Annotated in this window: 21 protein-coding genes and 1 pseudogene; 9 read left to right on the top strand and 13 right to left on the bottom strand. The window is 43.6% G+C overall.

Features of this window, described 5'->3' with window-relative positions; genetic code table 11:
* The first annotated feature begins 49 nt into the window (after positions 1-49).
* The gene (locus tag C9J48_RS22755; protein WP_006233418.1) at positions 50-541 is read left to right on the top strand and encodes a hypothetical protein; all 492 of its coding nucleotides are present in this window, start codon (positions 50-52) and stop codon (positions 539-541) included.
* A 362-nt stretch (positions 542-903) separates the two neighbouring features.
* Here the strand turns inward: C9J48_RS22755 and C9J48_RS22760 are convergent, their stop codons facing one another.
* The 4 genes from C9J48_RS22760 to hemC are packed head-to-tail and all read right to left on the bottom strand — an operon-like array spanning position 904 to position 5,063.
* Positions 904-2,091 carry a heme biosynthesis HemY N-terminal domain-containing protein gene (locus tag C9J48_RS22760; RefSeq protein ID WP_006233419.1) on the bottom strand — a complete coding sequence of 396 codons (1,188 nt, stop codon included), beginning with the start codon at positions 2,089-2,091 and terminating at the stop codon, positions 904-906.
* Positions 2,088-3,371 (bottom strand): uroporphyrinogen-III C-methyltransferase, encoded by a 1,284-nt coding sequence (gene hemX / locus C9J48_RS22765; protein ID WP_006233420.1) that lies wholly within the window; start codon positions 3,369-3,371, stop codon positions 2,088-2,090. The genes C9J48_RS22760 and hemX overlap by 4 nt, the downstream gene beginning before the upstream one ends.
* Before the next feature lie 4 nt (positions 3,372-3,375).
* The gene (locus tag C9J48_RS22770; RefSeq protein WP_006233421.1) at positions 3,376-4,131 is read right to left on the bottom strand and encodes a uroporphyrinogen-III synthase; all 756 of its coding nucleotides are present in this window, start codon (positions 4,129-4,131) and stop codon (positions 3,376-3,378) included.
* Positions 4,131-5,063, bottom strand: coding sequence for a hydroxymethylbilane synthase (gene hemC / locus C9J48_RS22775; protein WP_036804336.1), 933 nt, complete (start codon positions 5,061-5,063; stop codon positions 4,131-4,133). The genes C9J48_RS22770 and hemC overlap by 1 nt, the downstream gene beginning before the upstream one ends.
* A 396-nt stretch (positions 5,064-5,459) precedes the next feature.
* Between hemC and C9J48_RS22780 the strand changes: the two genes are divergently transcribed.
* The gene (locus C9J48_RS22780; protein WP_006233423.1) at positions 5,460-8,033 is read left to right on the top strand and encodes a class I adenylate cyclase; all 2,574 of its coding nucleotides are present in this window, start codon (positions 5,460-5,462) and stop codon (positions 8,031-8,033) included.
* 88 nt (positions 8,034-8,121) lie between these two features.
* Here the strand turns inward: C9J48_RS22780 and cyaY are convergent, their stop codons facing one another.
* Positions 8,122-8,433 (bottom strand): iron donor protein CyaY, encoded by a 312-nt coding sequence (gene cyaY, locus C9J48_RS22785; protein WP_006233424.1) that lies wholly within the window; start codon positions 8,431-8,433, stop codon positions 8,122-8,124.
* A gap of 78 nt (positions 8,434-8,511) precedes the next feature.
* Between cyaY and lptM the strand changes: the two are divergent.
* The 6 genes and pseudogenes from lptM to yigB form a co-directional block, all read left to right on the top strand.
* Positions 8,512-8,625: pseudogene (gene lptM / locus C9J48_RS28455) on the top strand (LPS translocon maturation chaperone LptM); the annotation flags it as partial.
* A 119-nt stretch (positions 8,626-8,744) separates the two neighbouring features.
* Complete coding sequence (gene lysA, locus C9J48_RS22795; RefSeq protein ID WP_006233427.1) at positions 8,745-9,995, top strand: diaminopimelate decarboxylase; 1,251 nt, start codon at positions 8,745-8,747, stop codon at positions 9,993-9,995.
* A 36-nt stretch (positions 9,996-10,031) separates the two neighbouring features.
* Positions 10,032-10,862 carry a diaminopimelate epimerase gene (gene dapF, locus C9J48_RS22800; RefSeq protein WP_006233428.1) on the top strand — a complete coding sequence of 277 codons (831 nt, stop codon included), beginning with the start codon at positions 10,032-10,034 and terminating at the stop codon, positions 10,860-10,862.
* Positions 10,859-11,560, top strand: coding sequence for a DUF484 family protein (locus tag C9J48_RS22805; RefSeq protein ID WP_006233429.1), 702 nt, complete (start codon positions 10,859-10,861; stop codon positions 11,558-11,560). Before dapF ends, C9J48_RS22805 begins: the two co-directional genes overlap by 4 nt.
* Positions 11,557-12,471 (top strand): tyrosine recombinase XerC, encoded by a 915-nt coding sequence (xerC, locus tag C9J48_RS22810; protein ID WP_006233430.1) that lies wholly within the window; start codon positions 11,557-11,559, stop codon positions 12,469-12,471. Before C9J48_RS22805 ends, xerC begins: the two co-directional genes overlap by 4 nt.
* A gap of 116 nt (positions 12,472-12,587) precedes the next feature.
* Positions 12,588-13,307, top strand: a complete 720-nt coding sequence (yigB, locus tag C9J48_RS22815) for a 5-amino-6-(5-phospho-D-ribitylamino)uracil phosphatase YigB (RefSeq protein ID WP_006233431.1) — start codon at positions 12,588-12,590, stop codon at positions 13,305-13,307.
* Between the two features lie 91 nt (positions 13,308-13,398).
* On the opposite strand, the gene C9J48_RS22820 is transcribed toward yigB, so the two are convergent.
* The 5 genes from C9J48_RS22820 to C9J48_RS22840 all read right to left on the bottom strand — a co-directional run bounded on the left by C9J48_RS22820 (position 13,399) and on the right by C9J48_RS22840 (position 16,060).
* Positions 13,399-13,857, bottom strand: a complete 459-nt coding sequence (locus C9J48_RS22820; RefSeq protein WP_006233432.1) for a DoxX family protein — start codon at positions 13,855-13,857, stop codon at positions 13,399-13,401.
* The gene (locus C9J48_RS22825) at positions 13,857-14,633 is read right to left on the bottom strand and encodes an HvfC/BufC N-terminal domain-containing protein (protein WP_006233433.1); all 777 of its coding nucleotides are present in this window, start codon (positions 14,631-14,633) and stop codon (positions 13,857-13,859) included. The genes C9J48_RS22820 and C9J48_RS22825 overlap by 1 nt, the downstream gene beginning before the upstream one ends.
* Positions 14,611-15,447, bottom strand: coding sequence for an MNIO family bufferin maturase (gene bufB / locus C9J48_RS22830; RefSeq protein ID WP_036804288.1), 837 nt, complete (start codon positions 15,445-15,447; stop codon positions 14,611-14,613). Before bufB ends, C9J48_RS22825 begins: the two co-directional genes overlap by 23 nt.
* A gap of 28 nt (positions 15,448-15,475) precedes the next feature.
* Complete coding sequence (locus C9J48_RS22835; RefSeq protein ID WP_006233435.1) at positions 15,476-15,733, bottom strand: BufA1 family periplasmic bufferin-type metallophore; 258 nt, start codon at positions 15,731-15,733, stop codon at positions 15,476-15,478.
* Between the two features lie 66 nt (positions 15,734-15,799).
* Entirely contained in the window at positions 15,800-16,060 is a 261-nt protein-coding gene (locus C9J48_RS22840; RefSeq protein ID WP_006233436.1) for a BufA1 family periplasmic bufferin-type metallophore, read from the bottom strand.
* Between the two features lie 287 nt (positions 16,061-16,347).
* Between C9J48_RS22840 and uvrD the strand changes: the two genes are divergently transcribed.
* Entirely contained in the window at positions 16,348-18,522 is a 2,175-nt protein-coding gene (uvrD, locus tag C9J48_RS22845) for a DNA helicase II (RefSeq protein WP_006233437.1), read from the top strand.
* Between the two features lie 123 nt (positions 18,523-18,645).
* Here uvrD and ggt read toward each other — a convergent pair whose 3' ends face one another.
* The 3 genes from ggt to C9J48_RS22860 form a co-directional block, all read right to left on the bottom strand.
* A complete protein-coding gene (gene ggt, locus C9J48_RS22850; protein ID WP_006233438.1) occupies positions 18,646-20,400 on the bottom strand; it encodes a gamma-glutamyltransferase in 1,755 nt (584 codons plus the stop codon).
* A gap of 150 nt (positions 20,401-20,550) precedes the next feature.
* Entirely contained in the window at positions 20,551-21,207 is a 657-nt protein-coding gene (locus C9J48_RS22855) for a LysE family translocator (RefSeq protein WP_006233439.1), read from the bottom strand.
* A gap of 140 nt (positions 21,208-21,347) precedes the next feature.
* Positions 21,348-22,142, bottom strand: a complete 795-nt coding sequence (locus C9J48_RS22860; RefSeq protein ID WP_006233440.1) for an AraC family transcriptional regulator — start codon at positions 22,140-22,142, stop codon at positions 21,348-21,350.
* Positions 22,143-22,260 lie beyond the last annotated feature (118 nt).

Genomic DNA, 22,260 nt, shown 5'->3' on the forward strand with positions numbered 1-22,260 from the left:
ATTATTAGGTAATCTAACTGATAATGATTAGCGTTTGCTGGGTGGGAAGATGACCAAAACTTTGTGTAAGTTTCGTCGTATTGAGATTGCAGATAAATTTTCGACGATAACGAGTATTATTAGTCAACCTAAATATGTGTGTAGTAGTTGTGCTCGTTCAGCAAACGATAAAGCTTATTTATGTAAGCCTAGTGCGCTTGGCAAGCCAGTTAAAAGTAAACGTGTGAATAGTGCACCAGTTGCGATTGTAGCCCCAAGTATTACGCCAACGTTGACCTCAACCTTACCCGTTACGAATGCAGTCTCTCAAACTACGGTACATTCATTGCCTGCACTTTCTATGGGGGCGCAAGCGCAGCTTCAGGCAATGGTAATTATTGAGCAAGAACAGGCAAAACCAGACGTTGTTTTTACCAATAAGCAGGCGAAGAAATTGAAAAAGCTAGCAAAGAAAAAGAACAAGCAACTAAAGCTAGCAGCTAAAGCCGTAAAGCAATATAACAAAGCGTTAAAGAAGGCAAAAAAAGCGTTGAATTTGTAACGTATCGAATATATGTCCCACAAAAAAGCCTCCAATTAGGGAGGCTTTTTTGTATTTCATCGATTGCCGTATTAAGACTCTTTAATTAGAACCGCTGTCATCAAACAAGTGATCACAGAAACAACAATACCAGAAACAATCATCCACGGAAGCATATCCATAGTGTGTTATCCAATAAGTAGCGACTAGAGACTGTATTGAATAACTTTTACATTCTGCTATCAATGGGCCAGATATAAGCTGAAATAACTATTAACACTTGGTAACAATTATCCATTTATAGCGTATATTTGATAACCTCAAGGTATAAAAAAGCACCCTAATGAGTGCTTTTTGATAAAGAATGTCATGTTAGTTAAATGTTAGCTTTTGGCTGGCAGCGCTAAGGTTAATGCTTGGCGTGAAACATCTGCAGCACCTTGGTTATCATTTAATTTATCAAGTACCTCTACAAGGTAAGCATAATCTGACACTGTTGGGCCAAGTTTTATCGCTTGTTCGAAATGCGTTTTTGCTTCTTCCCATTTTTGCTCTTGGATAAATAGTTGACCCAAGGCACTGTGAGTTGCTGGGTTGCTGCTATCAAAACGCAGTAGGTCTTGCAGGCGTACAATCGCAGGGTGTACATCTGGAAGGTTGAGCTCAGCGACTAATGAAATAAGACGAGGATCGGTCTGCTTTTTTAGTGAGTCGCATAATACTGTGTAAGCCTCTGAATCTGCCTTGCGTTTAATCATCTCTTTGACAAAACAACAAATCAATTCTGGGCGTTGCTTGGCTTTACGACTCAGCGCATTCCAGTGACCCATTAAGCCATCACTACCGCTGTGTTGACCGATATGGGCCATTAAGCCACATTCTGCCTGTAGCTCTAATTCAGTCACTTGTTGTGCGGTTAATACGCCTGTCTTTTCCAGTTGAGGCAATAAGCTTAATAGCGGTTGCCAGTCTTCTAGTTGGATATAACAGTCTTTTAGCAATGCTAACAAAATAGGGTTGCGATTGTTATTTTGTTTGATGTCTTGCAGTGTTGCTAATGCTTGTTCGTATTGCGCTTGACGGTACTGCAATTTAGCACGCGTTAATGCAACGGCTAGGCTGTTATCATCAAGTTCTGCTGCTTGTTGAAGATATTCATCACGCAGTGTGGCATTGCCTTGCCCCTGTGCTGCTTGTGCTGCTGCAAGGTAGTTTAGTAATGGTGTGTCACTGTGTTTTGCTGATTTAACAACAAGCTTTTCTGCTTGCTTCCAATCACCTTCAATAACTTTCATTAAACCATTTGATGTTTGTACTCGAGCTTTTCGTACTTTACGACCACTGAACCAACCGCGTGTTGAGCTGCCAGCTGATAGTAAACGCTTAAGAATGGTTTCTACTAAGAAGAACACACCAAATAGTACAACCACTAATAAAATTAGCGTTGTGAGGCTCATTTCGATGGTCTGGTTAGCGGCAGAGATCAAGACATAGCCTTGATTACCTGCAAGCATAGGACCGACGACAATACCTGCAATCAGGGCAGCTACCAGCAGTAAAAGTTTAATCATGCTGGATTCTCCTCTGAGCTGAGTGGTTTGACTTTACCGCGTAAGCGTTCGTTGATTAGATCAGAGATAATTGGTTGTGACTGTAATCTGTCAGGGTAGCTGGCTTCAATGTTTTCTTTAGCAAGCTGATCAAGTGTATTGATAAAGCTTTGCGTGGCAGGATCATCAAGATTATAGAACTGCTCTGCCCACTCTTTAGCCATCGTTAACGACGTTGCATAAACCTCACCTTGCTCGCGATATACTGAGCGAATGGCCGTTTCTAGCTTTGACTTAATATTTTCTTGCAGGTAGAAGTCTTGCTTAGGCGAAAGTAGAGGAATAACGCTGCCATCGCGTTGGCGGTATGTGACAAAGTGCTCGCTGAAATTTTTCAGTGATGTTTTAAGGTTAGTCTGCCAATCATCAACAGAGGTTGAAACGGCATTCTCTTCAACGGCCTCAGCTTCTGGAATAATCGCATTGGCTAGTGGTAGGATTGCAACTTGTTCTTGTAAACTTGTTAAGCGTAGTACTAAACCATCACGATCAATACGAGCAACCGCCTTCAACGAAGTAATGTCATTGCTCATGGCTTTACGCACATTACGTAGGCTTGGGTCGTTTAATTCTGCAATGCGATGATCGGCAGATTCAAGCAGTGTGGTTGAACTTATCACATCATGTTCAAGCCATAATTTACGACCTGCCATTTTGATTAAATAATCTGCTTCTGCAAGTAACCAATCGTTAGGACGGCGACCTTCCATTTCAGATAAGGCAAGTTGTAAACTAGAAATAGATTTATCTTGTTGCTCAATCACAACCTGTGTGCGTTGTAGGCTTTGATCAACCTGCCCAATGGTTTCTTTTTGGCTGGTTTGCACTTGGTTGGTGATATTGGCTATTTGTTGTTGCAACGCCGTAATTTGAGCTTCTTGTGCAAGACCTTGCTGGTGGCCGTGGTAATACAAACCGGCGCCAAGTGCGATAACAAGAGCAATGGCGATAGCACCGGTTTTACTGCCACTTTTCTTTTCTGCTGGTGGCGTTGCCGGTTTAGCGGTTGCTTTTTTCTCTGTGGTATTGGTTTCAGTTTTTGCTTCAGTAGCTTTAGGTGCTGCTGAAGAACTTACCGTTGAAGCCGTTTTATTTGCTTCTGCTTTAGCTGCTTCACGTTGTGTCGAGGTTTGCGGTGCCTGTGCTTTCGCACTTGATTGGCCCTGCTTATTGGTTGTTTTTGACCCTGCAGCTTGGTTGTTAGTTGCAGCGTTATCATTATTGGTTTTTTTATCAGTCATCCGATTATCCCATCGAGCCTATCTTACTTAGGAACGTGAAGAGTGCTTTATTTGAAGCACTACCCACGGTGGAAAAATTTTTATAACCAAGGCTTTGGGCTTGGTTAGCAATACGCTGGCTTGGTACGAAAAGGTGACATTGAAAAAACCAAGTCAGATATTGTTTTGGAACTAAATGTGTTAAATACGCGAGTTGTTCACCGCTCGTCACCACTAAAGTTGACACATTCTGTGCCTGCCAAGTGCGGCAAAGTGCCTCTCCATTTAATGCTAGCCAAGTGCGCTGGTAAGTTTCACAGTAACTTACCTTTGCATTCCGCTCTGTCAGCGTTTGATGGATCAGTTCTCGTCCGCCATTTCCTCGTAAAATAAGGATTTGGCGATTAGTTACATTCGCCAGTTCAGGCAGCGCGAGTAACCCTTCGCTATCACAACGCATTTGCGGAGAGATGACCTTTTGACCTGTCACTCTCTTTAACGTTGCGGCTGTTTTATGTCCAACGGCTATATAATGCACGTTTTTTGGCCAGCAGACATCCTGAGACATCAAATAATTGTGGGCCAAATTAACGGCATGAACACTGATAACAATCAGAAAATCATCAGTTTTCAAGTTTTTTAGCTGATTAATCAAGTCTGGTAGTTCATTACCAGCCTTGATTGTGAGTAATGGTTGAGCTATCGCATTGATCCCCGCAGCGTTGAGTTGCTGGGTTAGTTCGTGGCAATCCGGTTCTGGACGGGTGATCAATATAGTCATTATGCGTTGCCGTAAAGCTCGTCTAAAATTTCTTTTGCACCGTCAGCCAGTAGTTGTTCGGCAAGTTGTGTGCCCAATGCTTCACCATCAATGGCTGCTCCTGTTATCTCGCCACGAACCATTTTACTGCCATCTGGTTCACCCACTAAAGCACGTAACCAAATTTGATCGCCTTGTAGTTCAGAGTAACTGCCAATAGGCACTTGGCAGCCACCTTGTAGGTGGTTGTTCATTGCGCGTTCACAAAAAATACGTGTTGCTGTTTCAGGGTGGTTAAGGGTTGCTAGTAGCGCTCTAACACGGTGATCATCCAAACGACACTCAATGCCTACCGCACCCTGACCTACTGCTGGTAGACTTTCTTCTGGCTCAATAGCTGAGCGAATACGATCATGCATTTCTAAGCGCATTAGCCCTGCGCATGCAAGAATGATTGCATCATACTGACCTTCGTCGAGCTTACGCAGACGTGTATTCACGTTGCCGCGTAAATCATTAATGATTAAATCTGGGCGTTGTGCACGAAGTTGGCACTGTCGGCGTAGGCTAGATGTGCCCACAATGGAGCCAGCAGGCAACTCTGCAATACTGTTGTAGGTATTCGAGACGAATGCATCGCGCGGGTCTTCACGTTCACAGATCGTCACAAGACCAAGGCCTTCCGGAAATTCAACAGGAACATCTTTCATTGAGTGTACAGCGATATCTGCACGCCCTTCCAACATCGCAACTTCGAGTTCTTTAACGAATAGACCTTTACCGCCAACCTTGGCAAGTGGAGTATCCAGAATAATGTCGCCTTTGGTTACCATCGGCACCAATTCAACCACTAAGCCTGGATGTGCTTTTTCCAGTTCTGCCTGTACAAATTCAGCTTGCCACATTGCAAGTGGGCTTTTACGAGTAGCAATGCGGATCGGTTTATCGGTCATAAAAATAGGGTCCATAAGGTTTGCGTTAATCACACTAATCGTACCATTCAAGGGGCTGGATGATAATTCACTTATTGTGCTCAGTGCGTTCACGCAGTATTGTCTTGATATGTGCTATAAATAATGTGATATTTCTCACATAATGTTCAAGTGAAAAAAGTATTACAGTGCCATTACTTGTGGCTTAAGTCGTATATACTAGCTTGAAGGAACAAAGGATAGACCATTTAGTTTTATTGCTAGCCATTAATAACCTGTCACAAATCGTCACTAACTTTACGACCATAGTGAAAAGTGTTACATTGATCACGTTTTTGCTTCTGTGTCGAACGAAAATCACACTAATAGTGACAAGATTTGAGCCGCTTTCACGCTGGCAGCTCTTGGAAGAGTAATTTGCATAACTATATCCAGACGCTAAAAAATAGATTAGACGGACATAATCAGCTGCGCATTGAACGTGCACGAGCAGCGATGAATGTGCAATCTGAACAGGTTTTTGACCTGTTATCTATATTGCTTCACTATAATCATCCAGCGGTACCAGGATACCTTGAGCAAAAGGTACCATTTGGTATTGCTAACTTTGCCGTTTCTGCGTTTCAGCAGCAATTTATTGATGATTGTGGTTTGGGCGCGCAAAGTCTTATCCCTACCACAAAAATAGATGATTCAGAATGCTCAATCACTGGCTTATACGCCATGGGTAGTACGTCATCTATTGGTCAAAGCTTAACAAGTGATCTTGATATTTGGGTCTGCATTCGCACGACACTTTCAGTTAGTTGCCGTGAAAAATTAGACGCTAAATGTTCATTAGTTTCTGAATGGGCAATGACTCAAGGCGTAGAAGCTAATTTCTTCCTAATTGATGAAAATCGTTTTCGCGATAACTTTTCCGAAAAAATGACGGGTGAAAACTGTGGCTCAAGCCAACATTTATTATTACTCGATGAGTTTTATCGTTCAGCAGTTTGCCTTGCTGGTCAGCCTTTGTTGTGGTTTATGGTGCCACCAGAGATGGAAGAGTGTTACGACGAATATATCGAGTATTTAGAGTCTGCAGGGTATATTCGTCGTGATGAGTGGATTGATTTTGGTGGGCTGACGCGCATTCCTGCTGAAGAGTATTTTGGTTCTAGTTTATGGCAGCTTTATAAAAGTATCGATTCACCGTATAAATCGGTCTTAAAAGCCATTTTACTGGAAGCCTATTCTTGGGAGTATCCACATACTCAGTTATTGAGCGTTGATGGTAAACGTCGTTTCTTCTCAGAAGATCGTACAGATTTCTGTATGGATGCGTATTATCTGATGCTAGAAAAAGTGACCCGTTACCTTGAGCGTATTAACGATCATCGCCGTTTAGATTTGGTGCGTCGCTGTTTTTACTTGAAGACTCATGAAAAACTCACGCGAGAGCCTTCTTCTGGTTCAGTACCTTGGCGTCGAAAGGTACTACAGCAGCTCACGACTGATTGGCATTGGTCACAAGAGGTATTGGAAGAGTTAGATAATCGCCGTGATTGGAAAGTCGGGCAAGTAAAGCGTGCGCATAATGAATTACTTGATGCCTTGATGCTCAGTTATCGAAATTTGATTCGTTTTGCTCGTCGTAACAATATTACATCGGCAATTAGCCCTGAAGATATCAGTATCTTAGCGCGTAAATTATATGCTGCTTTTGAGGTGCTGCCTGGTAAAGTTACGTTACTTAATCCACAGATTTCCCCAGATTTACATGAACCCGATCTTACGTTGATTCAGGTACCTGCTGGTCGTACGAATACTGCAGGGTGGTATTTGTATAAACAGCCGCTCGATCCGTTGGCGATTTTAGGGCAACCATCGTTAGAGCATAACCGTTACCTCAGTAAGCTGGTGGCATGGTCATATTTTAATGGTTTGCTAACAGAGTCGACCTGTTTACACAGTGTGGCGAACGGTACGGATATGGACATTGATAAGCTGTATCAGCTTGTGAGTGACATGCGAAATACCTTCCCAATTCGTCGTCCCAATCCTGGGCTACAGGCGCTATCTAGTCCATGTGAAATTCGTCAGTTAGGGTTATTCATTAATTTGGAAAATGACCCAACGACAGAGCTGAAAAACCGTTCAGTCCGTTTTGATTTTAAAAATACTGATATTTTCAGTTACGGCACAGAGCAGAGATGCTTAGTGGGCAGTGTTGATTTGGTTTATCGTAATTCGTGGAATGAAGTGCGTACGCTGAATTTCAGTGGCGAAAATTCGATGTTAGATGCATTGAAAACCGTACTAGGAAAAATGCATCAAGATGCTATTCCACCAGAGTCGGTCGATGTGTTCTGTTATAGCAAGCATATGCGCGGTTTAATTCGCAATTTGGTTTATCAGTTGATTGCCGAGTGTATTGAAATGCGTTTAAAGCCGATAGAACAAGAAAAACGCCGTCGCTTTAAAGCAATTTGTATTGGTGATCAAACTCATGGGCTGTTTTTTGAACGCCGTGGTGTGTCAGTTCAAAAATTGGAAAATTCGGTTGATTTCTATAGCTGTATTTCGACCAACAAGCTAACAGGTACGCCCAATGTTGTTATGGGTAAAATGGATGAACCACATCCGCCTGAAATTGTTGATGCGTATGCGAGTGAAGGTTTAATCCAATTTTTCTTTGAAGATTGCGAAGACGGTTACAATATTTATATCCTTGATGAGACGAACCGTATCGAGATGTATCGTCAGTGCAGTGGAGATAAAGATGAAATGGTGCATGGGGTAAATCGTTTTTATACCTCATCGCAAGATCGTTTTAGCTATAGTGCGAATTTTATTAATTTTAATCTGCCACAATTTTATGAGATTGTGCATACTGATAATGGCGAGTTACGGGTCATGCCATTCAAGAGTGGACAACAATCTCCACGTAGCCCTACTGGTATTAACCCGCAAGCGTCAAAGATATCTTTATTATCACGCCAATCTTGATTATTGCTTGTAGTATATTGAAATAATAAGTTATAAAAAAAAGCCTTCAGTGATGAAGGCTTTTTTTTATAGACTAAATTGTTGGCTATCACCAATCAACAGTTTCACCAGCGTGAACAGAGCATTCACGTTTAACGAGTGCGAAGAACTCTTCACCACTGCGAGTACAGTGCCATTCCCCGTTATTGTATTTGAAGTGATAACCACCTGATTTAGAAGCTAACCACAGCTCGTGTAGTGGTTCTTGGCGATTAATTACTATCTGGCTACGGTTCTCAAACTCCAGTGTAAGTACATTCCCTGTTGTCTCAGATTCGATATCTGCACCTGATTCATCGATGCCTTCTTCGATGATCATCAGCGCATGATCGACCAACTTATGAAATTCAGTGTCATTCATCACATTGCGTCCTATTGCTTTTCCTATTCTTGGTGCGATTATAGAGGGCATTGAAATGATAATCACTGGCTTTCAAAAATGCACAAAGGTTTATTAGTAAGTTTAGTTGTGAGTGTTTTAGCCTTAACTGGCTGTGGACAAAGCGGTGGGCTGTATATGCCTGAAGATACGCCACAGCAAAAAGAGCAACAACAAACACAAACACAAACACAGCAAGAGTCTCAGCAGCAACAATCGCAAGAGCAGCAAGTGCAATTGTAATTATGGCTCATTGATAGAATAACAACGCGACCAGACAGGGAAGAAACAACTTGGATTACTTTAATTATCAACCGAACGGCCAATTGTGGGCTGAAGATATCGCATTAACCGAGCTTGCTGAGCGCTATGGTACGCCATTATATGTGTATTCACGTGCCACGCTTGAGCGTCACTGGAATGCATTCGACCAAGCGGTAACGGATCATCCTCATCTGATTTGCTACGCAGTAAAAGCGAACTCGAATATTGGTGTACTGAACGTATTAGCACGGTTAGGTTCTGGTTTCGATATCGTCTCTCAAGGCGAACTTGAGCGTGTGATTACCGCGGGTGGTGATCCTGCCAAAGTGGTGTTCTCTGGGGTGGGTAAAACTGCAGTAGAAATGAAGCGTGCGTTAGAGTTGGGTATTAAGTGTTTTAATGTTGAGTCTGAACCTGAGCTTGAACGCTTGAATCAAGTGGCAAGTGAGTTGGGAGTTATTGCACCGATTTCATTGCGTATTAACCCTGATGTTGATGCGCAAACGCACCCTTATATTTCTACGGGCTTGCGTGATAATAAATTTGGTATCTTCTTTGAGCGTGCGGTGGAAGTCTATCGATTGGCACATAGTCTACCTAATCTGAACGTGGTGGGTATGGATTGCCATATTGGTTCTCAGTTAACCAATATCGATCCTTTTATTGATGCGACAGATCGCCTATTAGCCTTGATCGATACCTTGAAAGCAGAGGGTATTGTGATTAAGCACCTTGATGTCGGTGGTGGTTTAGGCGTCACATACAGTGAAGAGCAGCCGCCGTTGCCATCAGAGTATGCCACTGCTTTGCTAGCTCGTTTAGGGGAGCATTCTGAGCTGGAGTTGATCTTTGAGCCGGGTCGCGCCATTGCGGCGAATGCAGGTGTATTATTGACTCGTGTGGAGTTTTTAAAGCACACCGATTACAAAAACTTCGCGATTGTCGATGCGGCAATGAATGACTTGATTCGCCCGACGCTGTACCAAGCATGGCAAAATATTGTGCCTGTGGTACCACGTAAAGGTGAAACCAAAACGTATGATTTGGTCGGCCCTATCTGTGAAACTGGTGATTTCATCGGTAAAGATCGCGAGCTATGCCTTGCCCCTGGTGACTTATTAGCGGTGCGCTCAGCGGGTGCTTACGGCTTTGTTATGTCGTCTAACTACAATACACGTACTCGTGCCGCTGAAATCATGGTCGATGGTAATACCGCTCATGTTGTACGTGAACGTGAAAAGCTTGCAGAACTATGGCAATCTGAGCACCTATTGCCGTAACCGTTGTACTAATGAATCATAACGAGAAGGAACATCATGCAGATTAATTTTTCCAAAATGCATGGGCTGGGAAATGACTTCATGGTGGTGGATTGTGTCACGCAGAATGTATTTTTTTCGCCTGATGCAATAAGGCGCTTAGCTGATCGTCACCGTGGCATTGGGTTTGACCAGCTATTGGTGGTTGAGCCACCTTATGATCCTGAAACTGATTTCCATTATCGTATTTTTAACGCTGATGGCAGTGAAGTTGAACAGTGTGGCAATGGTGCCCGCTGTTTTGCCCGCTTTGTTTGGATGAAAGGGTTAACCAATAAGTATCAAGTGGCGGTAAGTACCAAAGCCGGCAAGATGTTATTGAAGTTAGAAAATGATAATCAGGTAACTGTCAATATGGGCGTGCCTGAGTTTGAACCAAGTAAGATCCCTTTTCGCGCTAAGCAGACAGAAAAAACCTACATTATGCGAGTGGGTGAGCGCACCATATTTTGTGGTGTCGTGAGTATGGGAAATCCGCACTGTGTTACCGTGGTTGATGACTTAGATTTGACTGGTGTTGAGACTCTAGGTCCATTGATTGAATCTCATGAGCGTTTCCCTGAGCGTGTTAATGCCGGTTTTATGCAAGTGGTATCGCGCAATGAGGTCAAATTACGAGTATACGAACGCGGAGCGGGTGAAACGCAGGCTTGTGGTAGTGGCGCTTGTGCTGCCGTTGCGGTGGGTTACCTTCAAGGTTTACTGGATGAAAATGTCAAAGTCAGTTTACCGGGTGGCGATCTACACATTAGCTGGGCTGGTGAAGGCAAATCACTGTACATGACTGGGCCAGTGGCACATGTTTTTGATGGACAAATAGTATTATGACCGATGTCTCTGTGCTGGATGATTTAGCATTACTTACCGATGCGCCATTGGGTGATAAAAAGGTGGCGGAATACTTACTTAGCCATCCTGATTTCTTTGTTCTTAATCCTGAATTGCTAACGCATTTACGTATTCCTCATACTGAACGTGGTGCGGTCTCGTTGGTTGAGATACAACTTGAGCGGTTACGAAACCGCGTACAAGAACTTGAAGGTAATATAGGAGATCTAGTTTCTTTGGCTGCGAAAAATAGTGAACTATTTTCGGTTTTTTCACTGGCACAACAAAAACTGTTTCAAACCCATAATATTTACCAAGCATTAATTGTATTGGATGATCTAAGCACTCAGCTTGGGTTGGAATTCAGTTTGCGTTTGTTTGATAGCCTTGATGATCAATTATTCTTAGAGCGTCGATTATTTGATGACTTTCGTAAATCACGTCTAGTGGCTCGTCAGGTCTATTTAGGACGATTACGTAAAGCGGAAGCTGAGTTGTTATTTGAGCAACCACCGCAGTTAGGATCGTTTGTGGTGTTGCCGTTAGGTGTCGATCGTCTGATTGGAGCGCTGAGCTTTTCAAGCCCTGATGGCGGTCATTTCCAACCTGAAATGGATACCATGTTTGTTGAACAATTGGCGTCAGTATTAACCCGTTTGATTCATCATTGGGAATACAGCCGAGAGGTTATCGATTGAGTAGCTTGCCAACCGCTTTAGAGAAACCCCTTCAACTTTTCTACGAATATATTCGTAGCGAGCGTGAATTGAGTTTACATACTCAGCAGAATTATAAGCGTCAACTCTCTACAATCGCTGAGCAACTTGTGTCGTTTGAAGTAACCGATTGGACCATGGTTGATGCTGGCTGGGTACGTCAAATTGCCAGTAAAGGTATGCGTGATGGGCTGAAAGCGAGCAGTATTTCGATGCGACTATCAGCATTGCGCAGCTTTTTTGATTTTTTAGTGCAAAAAGACATATTGAAAGCCAACCCTGCTAAAGGGGTGGCAGCACCCCGCAAAGCGCGGCCATTACCTAAAAATCTCGATGTTGATGAAATGGATCAGCTGCTTAGTGTGAATGAAGATGATCCATTATCTATTCGTGATCGTGCCATGATGGAATTGATGTACGGTGCAGGATTACGTTTAGCAGAGCTGGTCAGCTTGAATGTGCGTGATATTAGCTTGAGTAAAGGTGATATTCGCGTAATTGGTAAAGGGGACAAAGAACGCATTGTTCCTTTTGCCGGGCTTGCCCGTGAATGGGTTGCTAACTGGTTAAAAGTGCGTGGATCACTGGCTTCTGGTGATGAATCGGGTTTATTTGTCTCAAAATTAGGCACACGTATCTCGACCCGTAATGTGCAGAAAAGAATGGCTGAGTGGGGGCAGAAACAAGCCGTTTCAAGCCACATCAATCCGCACAAATTACGGCATAGTTTTGCGACCCATATGCTGGAATCCAGCGGTGATTTGCGTGCGGTGCAAGAACTTCTTGGCCATGCAAATTTATCAACTACGCAAATTTATACCCATCTAGACTTTCAGCATCTGGCTAAAGTGTATGATGAGGCACATCCTCGAGCCAAACGTGGTCGTCGCTAGCCTCTAGCACTGAGCGAGCGTATTTAATATAACGCATAGATAACGTGTAGTTCCCCCATCTTGATTACAGGGCAGTTATGTTCTGCCCTTGTCGTTTTAGTTTTTTGAGGAAGCAGATGCAGTTTTATCGAAACCTTCAGCCGATCAAAGCCCTGACGTTTGATTTAGACGATACGCTTTATGATAATCGTCCGGTTATCGTGCGCGCAGAACAAGCGATGTATGATTGGCTGGCAGAGTATCACCCTTGTAGCCACACCCTCAGCAGGCAAGATTGGATGGCATTAAAGCGACATATCGCCATGGCTGATCCAATGCTTAAACATGACGTGACTTTGTGGCGCTATGAGCTAATAAAAATTGGTTTAATGCAATTAGGCTATCGTCTAGCTGATGCTGAAAAGGCTGCTCACAATGGGCTTGAAGTGGTACTTGCTGTACGAAATCAAGTCAGTGTACCAGCAGAAACGCATCGAGTATTGAGCGAGCTCGCACAACGCGTGCCTTTATTAGCGATAACAAATGGTAATGTTGATGCGGATAAAATAGGGCTAGGGCAATACTTTTCACGGGTATTAGTGGCAGGTCGTGATGGCTTAGCTAAACCGGCTCCCGATTTGTTTGTTCAAGCGGCGGCATTACTTGGGCTACCCGCTGAGAACATTTTACATGTTGGCGATCATCTAGTGACCGATGTCGGTGGGGCTAAAAAGAATGGTTTTCAGGCGTGTTGGTATAACGATCAATGCCGCAAGTTGCATTTAGAACCAAGAAGCCGACTGCTCCCTGATATCGAAATCTCTCAGTTAGCACCTTTGCTTACTCTCGTGTCTTGATGTAGAAAAGCTTACAGGGCTAAGTCATCAATCAAGTAACAAAAAGGCGAACAATGATCGCCTTTTATGTTTTTACTGTTTGAATAATAGGTTATTTTATCAAGCTGCGTTTAGGTTGGTCGTTGCTGATGAGGCGATCAAGTGAAAATAGCCCAGCGCCCCAAAAGATATTCACTAAGATCATCATTCCCCATAGCTGGTGATCATAAAAGCCTTTTTCCCACAGTAGCGGATAAGAGGCAACGGCGATGATATTAAAGACAAATAAGATTAATGCCATCGGACGGGTAAATAAACCGAGCGCTAAGAATACTGGTAAAATAAGCTCTGTTGCGGTACCAGAATAAGCGGCTAGCTGCCATGGAATAACGGGTACTTTATACTCATATTCGAATAAATATAATGTGCTGTCCCAACTTGAAAACTTCACCATGCCTGATTTAAAGAAGACCCAAGCCACCCATAAACGCGTAAATAACAGTAAAAATGGCGTTAATGGCTCTGCGATTTTTTGACCGATATTATCGATACCTCGAATGAAATTCAGCATCATTTATTTCCCTTTAGTTGACAATGAACATCTGAAAAAATGTGTTGCTGTACTAATTCACTGAGCATTGCGAGCATAGTGTCATCAGCATTACCCAGTGTTTTTTGTTGTTGGCTTAAGATAACAAGTGCGGTAGCGGCACTAGTGGTATTCATTACAAAAACTTGTTTAGCCCTGTGTTGGATAATGGCTGATTCTGGTTGATTAATATCGAATTCTTCGAAGTTATTATTCGTTACCATTTGCCATAAGGTGACCACTGCGTAAGACGAATCAAAGCATAAAGTGAGATGTGGTACTTCAAATTTTAAGGATGAGAAATCGCTCTCTGTTAACCCTTGCAGCTTGTGGAATGGAAACGATGAATGGATCGCAGGCTGATGATTTGCGCGATCAACGCACCACTCTAACGCTGCTAAATCTGCAAGGTATGGAACAGTTTGATGTAATTCGGTGGTTTGAGTAATTGCGTCATCTAGCCCTGCACCATAATGGCTTACGTCCCCTTGTTCGAGAGGGTGAGACAAGACATATTGACGCGCTAATTGGCTAAAGCATTCATCGCCTACAACGGCTTTGATTGCGGGGTAAGTCGCTTCTAAAATTTCAGATAAACTAATAATAAAGTTATTACGGTAGATCTGAATTAACTGCTCTGCAGGAAATTGCCCCCGAACAATTTGATTTGTCACATCACTTTCTTGATAGTGAAGTGCATCAGAAAATGCTTTTTGCAGATCATGCAGAGAGCGGCTAGGTGGTTGTGATTTGTCCATATTGCGCCTCTTGCATTAAAATTGTGTTGGCTTTATCAGCTTCTGCTAATAACACCGAAAGTTCAGGAATATCTAAATCCCATTCAATCAGCGTGGGTGTGGCACCGTGTTGCTGTATCCAGTGACGGTACATTTGCCATACGGGGTCGCTAACGGGTTTGCTATGGGTATCAATCCAAATTTCTCCATCATCAAATTTCTTTACCGTAAAGCCAGCAAGGTGAATTTCTTTTACCGATAATGGATCTAATGCCGCAATGTATTCATTGCTGTCAAAGCCGTGATTAAAGGCACTAACATAAATGTTATTAAAGTCGAGCAGTAAGCCACAGCCAGTACGCCGTTGCACGTGATGCAGAAACTCCCATTCTGGAATCGCTGAATGCTGGAAGCTTAAATAACTTGATGGGTTTTCAACCAGCAATTGGCGACCGAGAAAATCTTGTACCTGTTCGACTTTGTCACAGAAATTGTTCAGGGCTTCTTCGGTATAAGGGAGTGGCAGTAAATCATTAAAAAACTGCCCGTCGACTGAACTCCAACTGAGATGATCTGAAACTGCAATCGGGTTTACCTCATCAACTAACTGCTTTAGTTGGACAAGGTGATCGCGGTTTAATGGATCTGCTGAGCCCAGTGATAACCCAATACCATGACAACTGATAGGGTAACTCTCGGCTATTTGACGTAGTTGTTCTCGCGCCATAGAAGCCGGATTAAAATAGTTCTCACTGTGAATCTCAAACCAGCCAATATCTGGCTGTTGAGTAATGACTTGAGATACGTGGGGAGAGCGTAAGCCCACCCCAACCATCTGCTGTTGAGACAATAAGCTCAATTACTTAGCCCTCTGTAGAACCACCAGATAAGCGGTCGCATAATCCTTTAGGTACCATCATGAATGCATCTTTTTGGCCATCAGTTTTTGATGTCCCGGCACATGAGCTGGTTTTGGTCGCACAGTCATTCTTACCGGCTTTAGCTACGCCGTAGCACTTTTCTTTTTCTTCAGCGGCAACGGCAGATGTAGAAGCCACAGTACCCGCTAGAGCAATAAGACCTGAAACAGCAGTCGCTAAAGCAATATTCGTTTTTTTCATGATGGTTCCTCAAAATTTACGTATTGCTGCGCAATTGCACAGCAAGATATTTAATTAGTTAAAATGTTATGCTGATTCGGTAGAACCACCCGATAAGCGGTCACATAGACCTTTAGGAACCATGATGAAAGCATCTTTCTGGCCATCAGCCTTTGCTGTTCCGGCACATGAACTGGTTTTGGTCGCACAGTCATTTTTACCCGCTTCAGCCACGCCGTAGCACTTTTCTTTTTCATCCGCCGCGACGGCAGATGTTGAAGCGACTGTACCGGCTAGAGCAATAAGACCTGAAACAGCAGTGGCTAGGGCGATGTTTGTCTTTTTCATAATAAATCCTCTTTAATACGTTGGCTGTTGCTGTAAGTTGCAACGTTTCCTTTGACTTAACTTATTTTGCTATGGCGCCTTAAGCGCTCTCGAAATATAAGAAAGGGTAAAGGCAGAATTAATTTCACCTTTTTTTAACTTTTTTAAAGATTCATTAATATTTCTGCTCAGGAAAAGCATAGAACAAAAATAAACAGGCAAGGTATTGTGTTGTTAAAAGTTATCAAAGCATTCTGAAAATGAGCTGGTATAATCCTCACCATTGTATAAATAACCAGTAGATAGCGATGGACGTTTCACTCCTGTTAGATGGGCTCAATGATAAACAAAGAGAAGCGGTGGCAGCACCGTTAGGAAACCACCTTGTACTAGCGGGAGCGGGCAGTGGTAAAACCCGAGTGCTCGTTCATCGTATTGCGTGGTTAATGCAGATAGAACAAGCATCGTCGTATTCCATTATGTCCGTGACGTTTACCAATAAAGCGGCTGCCGAAATGCGCGGTCGAATTAATGAGCTAATGCAAGGCTCATCGGCGGGGATGTGGAACGGTACATTCCATGGTTTATGCCACCGCATGCTACGTGCGCATTATCTTGATGCGCGCTTACCCGATGATTTCAATATTCTTGATTCTGATGATCAAATGCGTCTATTACGCCGTTTGATTAAAGCGCAAAATCTTGATGAGAAACACTGGCCAGCACGTCAAGCAGCGTGGTACATCAACGGTAAAAAAGACGAAGGCTTACGCCCGGCTAATATTGATGCTTTTAATGATCCGGTTGAAAAAACATGGTTGCGTATTTATACCGCGTACCAAGAGGCATGTGATCGTGCTGGGTTAGTCGATTTTGCTGAATTGTTGTTACGTGCCTTTGAGTTGGTTCGCGACAATAAACATATTCGTGAGCATTACCAAGCGCGTTTCAAGCACATCTTGGTGGACGAATTCCAAGATACCAACAACATTCAGTTTGCATGGCTGCGCTTAATGGCGGGTGTTGATTGTAATGTGATGATTGTCGGTGATGATGATCAGTCTATCTATGGCTGGCGCGGCGCCCAGGTTGAAAACATTCAGCGTTTCTTGCGCGACTTTGCCAATGCATCGTCCATTTTCCTTGAACAAAACTACCGTTCTACCGGTAACATTCTAAATGCTGCCAACGAATTGATTGCCAATAACAATGAACGTATGGGCAAGAAATTATGGACGGATGGTGAAGAAGGCGAGTTGATCTCGTTGTATTCTGCATTCAATGAATTGGATGAAGCCCGTTTTGCGGTGGGTAAAATCAAAGAATGGCGTAATGAAAAAGGCGGTTCGCTGAACGATACTGCCTTTTTATACCGCAGTAATGCCCAATCTCGAGTATTGGAAGAAGCCTTAATTCAAGCGGGTCTACCGTACCGAATTTATGGTGGCATGCGTTTCTTCGAACGTCAGGAAGTGAAAGATTCACTGGCATACCTGCGTTTGATGGCCAACCGAAATGATGATGCCTCTTTTGAGCGAGTGGTGAATACCCCTACGCGTGGCTTGGGAGATCGTACCTTAGAAACTATTCGTTTAGCTGCTCGTGATCGCAGTGTCACTATGTGGCAAGCTAGTGTCTCACTGCTTGAAGAGCAAGTGTTGGCGGGACGTGCAGCGAACTCGTTACGTCGTTTTATCGAGCTGGTCAATGCACTGGAAGACGATACGCGAGACTTACCTTTGTTCCAGCAAACGGATGATGTGATCCGTAACTCGGGTTTGCGTGCAATGTACGAGCAAGAAAAAGGCGAAAAAGCCCAAGCTCGTATCGAAAACTTAGAAGAATTAGTCACGGCAACCCGTCAATTTGTTGTGCCAGAAGAAGCGGAAGAGATGACGCCATTAGCGGCATTTCTGTCTCATGCGGCACTAGAAGCTGGCGAAGGTCAGGCCGATGACTTTGAAGACGCGGTGCAGCTAATGACTATGCACAGTGCGAAAGGGTTAGAGTTCCCGATTGTCTTCATGGTGGGTGTTGAAGAGGGTATGTTCCCTAGTTCACGCACGACGGAAGAAGTCGGGCGTTTAGAAGAAGAACGTCGCTTGTGTTACGTCGGTATGACCCGTGCGATGAAGAAGTTGTACATCACTTATGCTGAAATGCGCCGTTTATACGGTAAAGATAATTTCCATAAGCCATCACGCTTTATTCGTGAAATTCCAACGGAGTTTGTGGAAGAAGTGCGGATGAAGGCACAAGTCTCTCGTCCTGCAAGCAGTGGACGTTTTAGCCAAACCCAGGTGAATGATAACTTTAATCAAACCGGTTTTAATTTAGGGCAGCGTGTTAAGCACACTAAATTTGGTGAAGGAACCATTATTAACTTTGAAGGCAGTGGTGCGCAAAGCCGTGTTCAGGTCGCTTTCAATGGTGAAGGTATTAAGTGGTTAGTGACGCAATACGCTAAGCTCGATCCAATGTAACCCTGAACGACATGAAAAATAAAAAGCCCATCTTGCCAGCTTCTTGTAATAAGAACTGACAAAACGGGCTTTTTTTAGGTATGTGCTTTGTTAGTTAAGAGGCTTATTGGTTAGCCAAGGCGCTTACTGAGCAATGACTTTTCCTTCACGGCGTGGGTCAGCTGCACCTGTGAGTGATTTACCGTCAACACGAATAGCTTGAACACCAGAATTTAACTCTTTCACTTTTACCTTAAAGCCGAGCTGCTCCAGTTTTGGTGCCCATTGTTCAGCGGTCGTGTCTTGTTCTAATTCAAATGCGCCAAAGCGGTTATTCATATTGGGTAAGTTAATGGCTTGCTGAAGGTTTAATCCCCAATCAAGGTGTGCTACTAACGTCTTGGCAACATACCCAATGATTTGGCTACCACCAGGTGAACCAACGGCCATATACGGTTCACCTTCTTTCATTACAATGGTCGGTGCCATCGATGAGCGCGGACGTTTTCCAGGCTCAATCCGATTGGCAATTGGTACACCATCAGCATGGCTGCGGAATGAGAAATCCGTTAATTCATTATTGAGTAAGAATCCTCGTACCATTAAGCGTGAGCCAAAACCATTCTCAATGGTGGTGGTGATCGACACCATGTTGCGGTCTTTATCGACGATAGAAAAATGGCTGGTAGACGGTAACTCAATGGCTTCATCTAATGCGTAATTCATTGCATGTGACCAAGGTGGCTTACCCGCCGCAGTCGTTGCCAGAGCGGTATCCCCTTTCAGCAACGTTGCGCGTTGTTCGATATAACCAGCAGCTAATAAGCCCTCGGTAGGCATAGGTACATAATCGCTGTCTGCCATGTATTTACCACGATCGGCAAAGGCTAAACGAGAAGCGTCACCGAGTAAGCGCCAGCTTTGAATGTTCTCTGGACCCATTTTAGCGATGGGGTAATGGCTTAGCATGCCCATAATTTGCCCCAAGGTTAATGCCCCAGAGCTAGGTGGCCCCATGCCACATATCGAATATTGACGATAAGGCGCGCAGATGGGTTCACGTTCTTTTACTTGATAGGTAGCTAAATCCATCGTGTTTAATACACCAGGATTAGCTTTCGCCCCGCGTACGGTTTTAACAATATCGTTAGCAATCTTACCGTGGTAAAACGCACTGGCACCTTGGTCGGCGATTAACATTAATGTATCGGCATAAGCGGGATTTTTAAGGTTTTGTCCTGCTTTGATTGGTGAGCCATCTTGATTAAAGAAGTAAGCTTTAGCTTCAGCTGAACGTTGTAGATAGTCTTTATCGTTGGCCACTAATTTAGCTAAGCGTGGGCTAACAACAAAACCTTTTTTAGCCAGATTTATAGCGGGTTCAAATAGGGTTTTCCACGGTAATTTACCTAAACGCTGGTGGGTATGCTGCAGTAATTTAACAGTACCTGGTGTACCCACTGAACGCCCACCGACAACAGCGTCAAAGAACTGTAGTGGTTCGCCTTTATCATCCTGAAATAATCGTGGTGTAACGCCATAAGGTGCAGTTTCTCGACCATCAAACGATGTTAAAGCCTCTTTTTTTGCATCCCAATACATTAAAAATGCACCACCACCAATTCCCGATGACTGTGGTTCAACTAATCCCAATACTAACTGGGTGGCAACCATGGCATCAATGGCATTACCACCTTGGCGTAGCATTGCTGCTCCTGCTTCACTGGCATAAGGGTTGGCAGACGCAATCATCCAATCAGACCCTTGCACCAAGGTTTGCGTTTTTAAGCCTGTCGCGGCTTCGGGGGCAATACTATCTGCGCTTTGTTTAGCGAACGCGGGTGTGATGGCGAGGCTAGCGGTTATAAATAACGCTAGGTAAGATGCTTTCCACTGCATATGAGCTCCTTATGTCTGTCTCTCTTGATAGAAGTTCGGTCAATGAACTTCGTAGCGTAGAGAGTGACAGTGCAAAGCGCTAGTGTCTAATTGATGAGCATTTTTTGTGCTCATTCTCAATAATTTTCGTGCTTAATTACCACGATATTTTTACAACGTAACTATGATATTCAACAAGATCATACTGCCGATAGTCACAAAAAGTACGCCACAGACACCGTCGATATAAGGTGTCCATTGCTGGATTTTTTGTTGTAGACGTCTCCCTGTTAGTAACCATGCCAGCATGGCGAACCATAGAAATGATGTGATCCATAAAATCGCAATTGCGGTTATTTTTCCAGATATCGACATATCAACTGGCACTATGGTCGAGAGTAGGCTGATGAAAAATACTAACGCTTTAGGGTTTAATATATTGGTCGTAAACCCTTTCACGAGCGCTTGTTTACTATTAGCAATAATGCGTTTTGGGGCTGCAACTGTTTCAGTATGCGCTGTGGGGCGAAAGATAGGAGTCAGCACGCTTCTAACAGCACCAATACCCAGCCACAGTAAGTATGAACCCCCAGCGGCTTGCAGTAAGGCAAATAGGGTTGGCTGCTGGTGGATCAATAAGCTGGCGCCAGTCAGGCTTAAAATTGAATGCAATAAAATACCCAGAGACAAGCCCAGTGCGATCGCAATGCCCGTTTGACGCCCGTAACGTCCTGCGTTTTGTACCACTAGGGCAAAATCAGGCCCTGGGCTCATTAGCGCAATAACGTGGACGGTAACTAAGGTAAGTAAAGTGGTGACTTCGTTCATGGTGTCTCGCCGTTTGTATTCGATTGGATTGGTATGTTTTGCAGTATGACGGGGCGTGTTTGAATGCGCTTGTAAAAAAGTGACAGCGAAAAGAAAGTACAACGGAAAGAAGAATAGTGATGGTTATAAATTGGATATCGTTATTTTATGAGCGAAGGCGCAATACCGAACGTTTGTTTAAAGGTATTGGCAAAGTGCGCCTGATCATAAAAGCCGACATGATAAGCCACCTCTGTACTATTAAAACCAGCCCGCAGCAAAGCCATAGCATGCTCTAGGCGTAAACGAGCTAACCAAGCATAAGGTGTAATGCCAGTGGTTTTCTTAAATTGACGCAAGAGTTGTGACGGGCTGAGGTCACACAGTATTGCCAAGTCATTAAGGCTGATTTTTTGATCAAGATGCGCCATAAAATAATCGCGTAACTGGCGTAAATCTTTGGTACCCAGCTTCGTGACTGTGTGTTCTGTTACTTTTCCATAGTGGGTTAATAGATAAGAAAAGTATTCGATCGGCAAGCTATCTTTAGATAATTGAGACGCCAAAGGATTATCTAATTGGGTATGTAATTGAGTTAGTTGCCGAAAAAACTGATGATCGGAAATCTTATGTTGTGGGAAACAAAAGAGGTCTTTACCCGATACGGCTTCAGCCTGTTGGGTTAACCAACCAGGGCTGATACTGAAGACTTTCACGCGGTAGCCAGCACTTTCTTTTGGTTGCCCATCGTGAATTTCATCGGGGGGCATGATCACCATTTGACCCGGCCCTGCTACATGTTTTGCGCCATTGAAGAAATACTGCTGCTGCCCTTGGGTGATTAAGCCCAAATGGTAATCGAGGTGATAATGGCGTTTGAAAGAAAAGCTTTGGTAATGGGCATCAATCAAGTTGATATCATCAATATTGCTTTTACGATGACTGACTTTATTCATGCGATTGCTCAGTGATGATCGGAAGGTCGGGCTTTTCTATTATAAGTACACCATAAGTGAAGGGTATGCAGCTTGTAAAATATTCACAAGCTGCCTAGCGAAGTACTCATTAAACAGA

Source organism: Photobacterium profundum (genome assembly GCF_003026285.1).
Lineage (GTDB): Bacteria > Pseudomonadota > Gammaproteobacteria > Enterobacterales > Vibrionaceae > Photobacterium > Photobacterium profundum.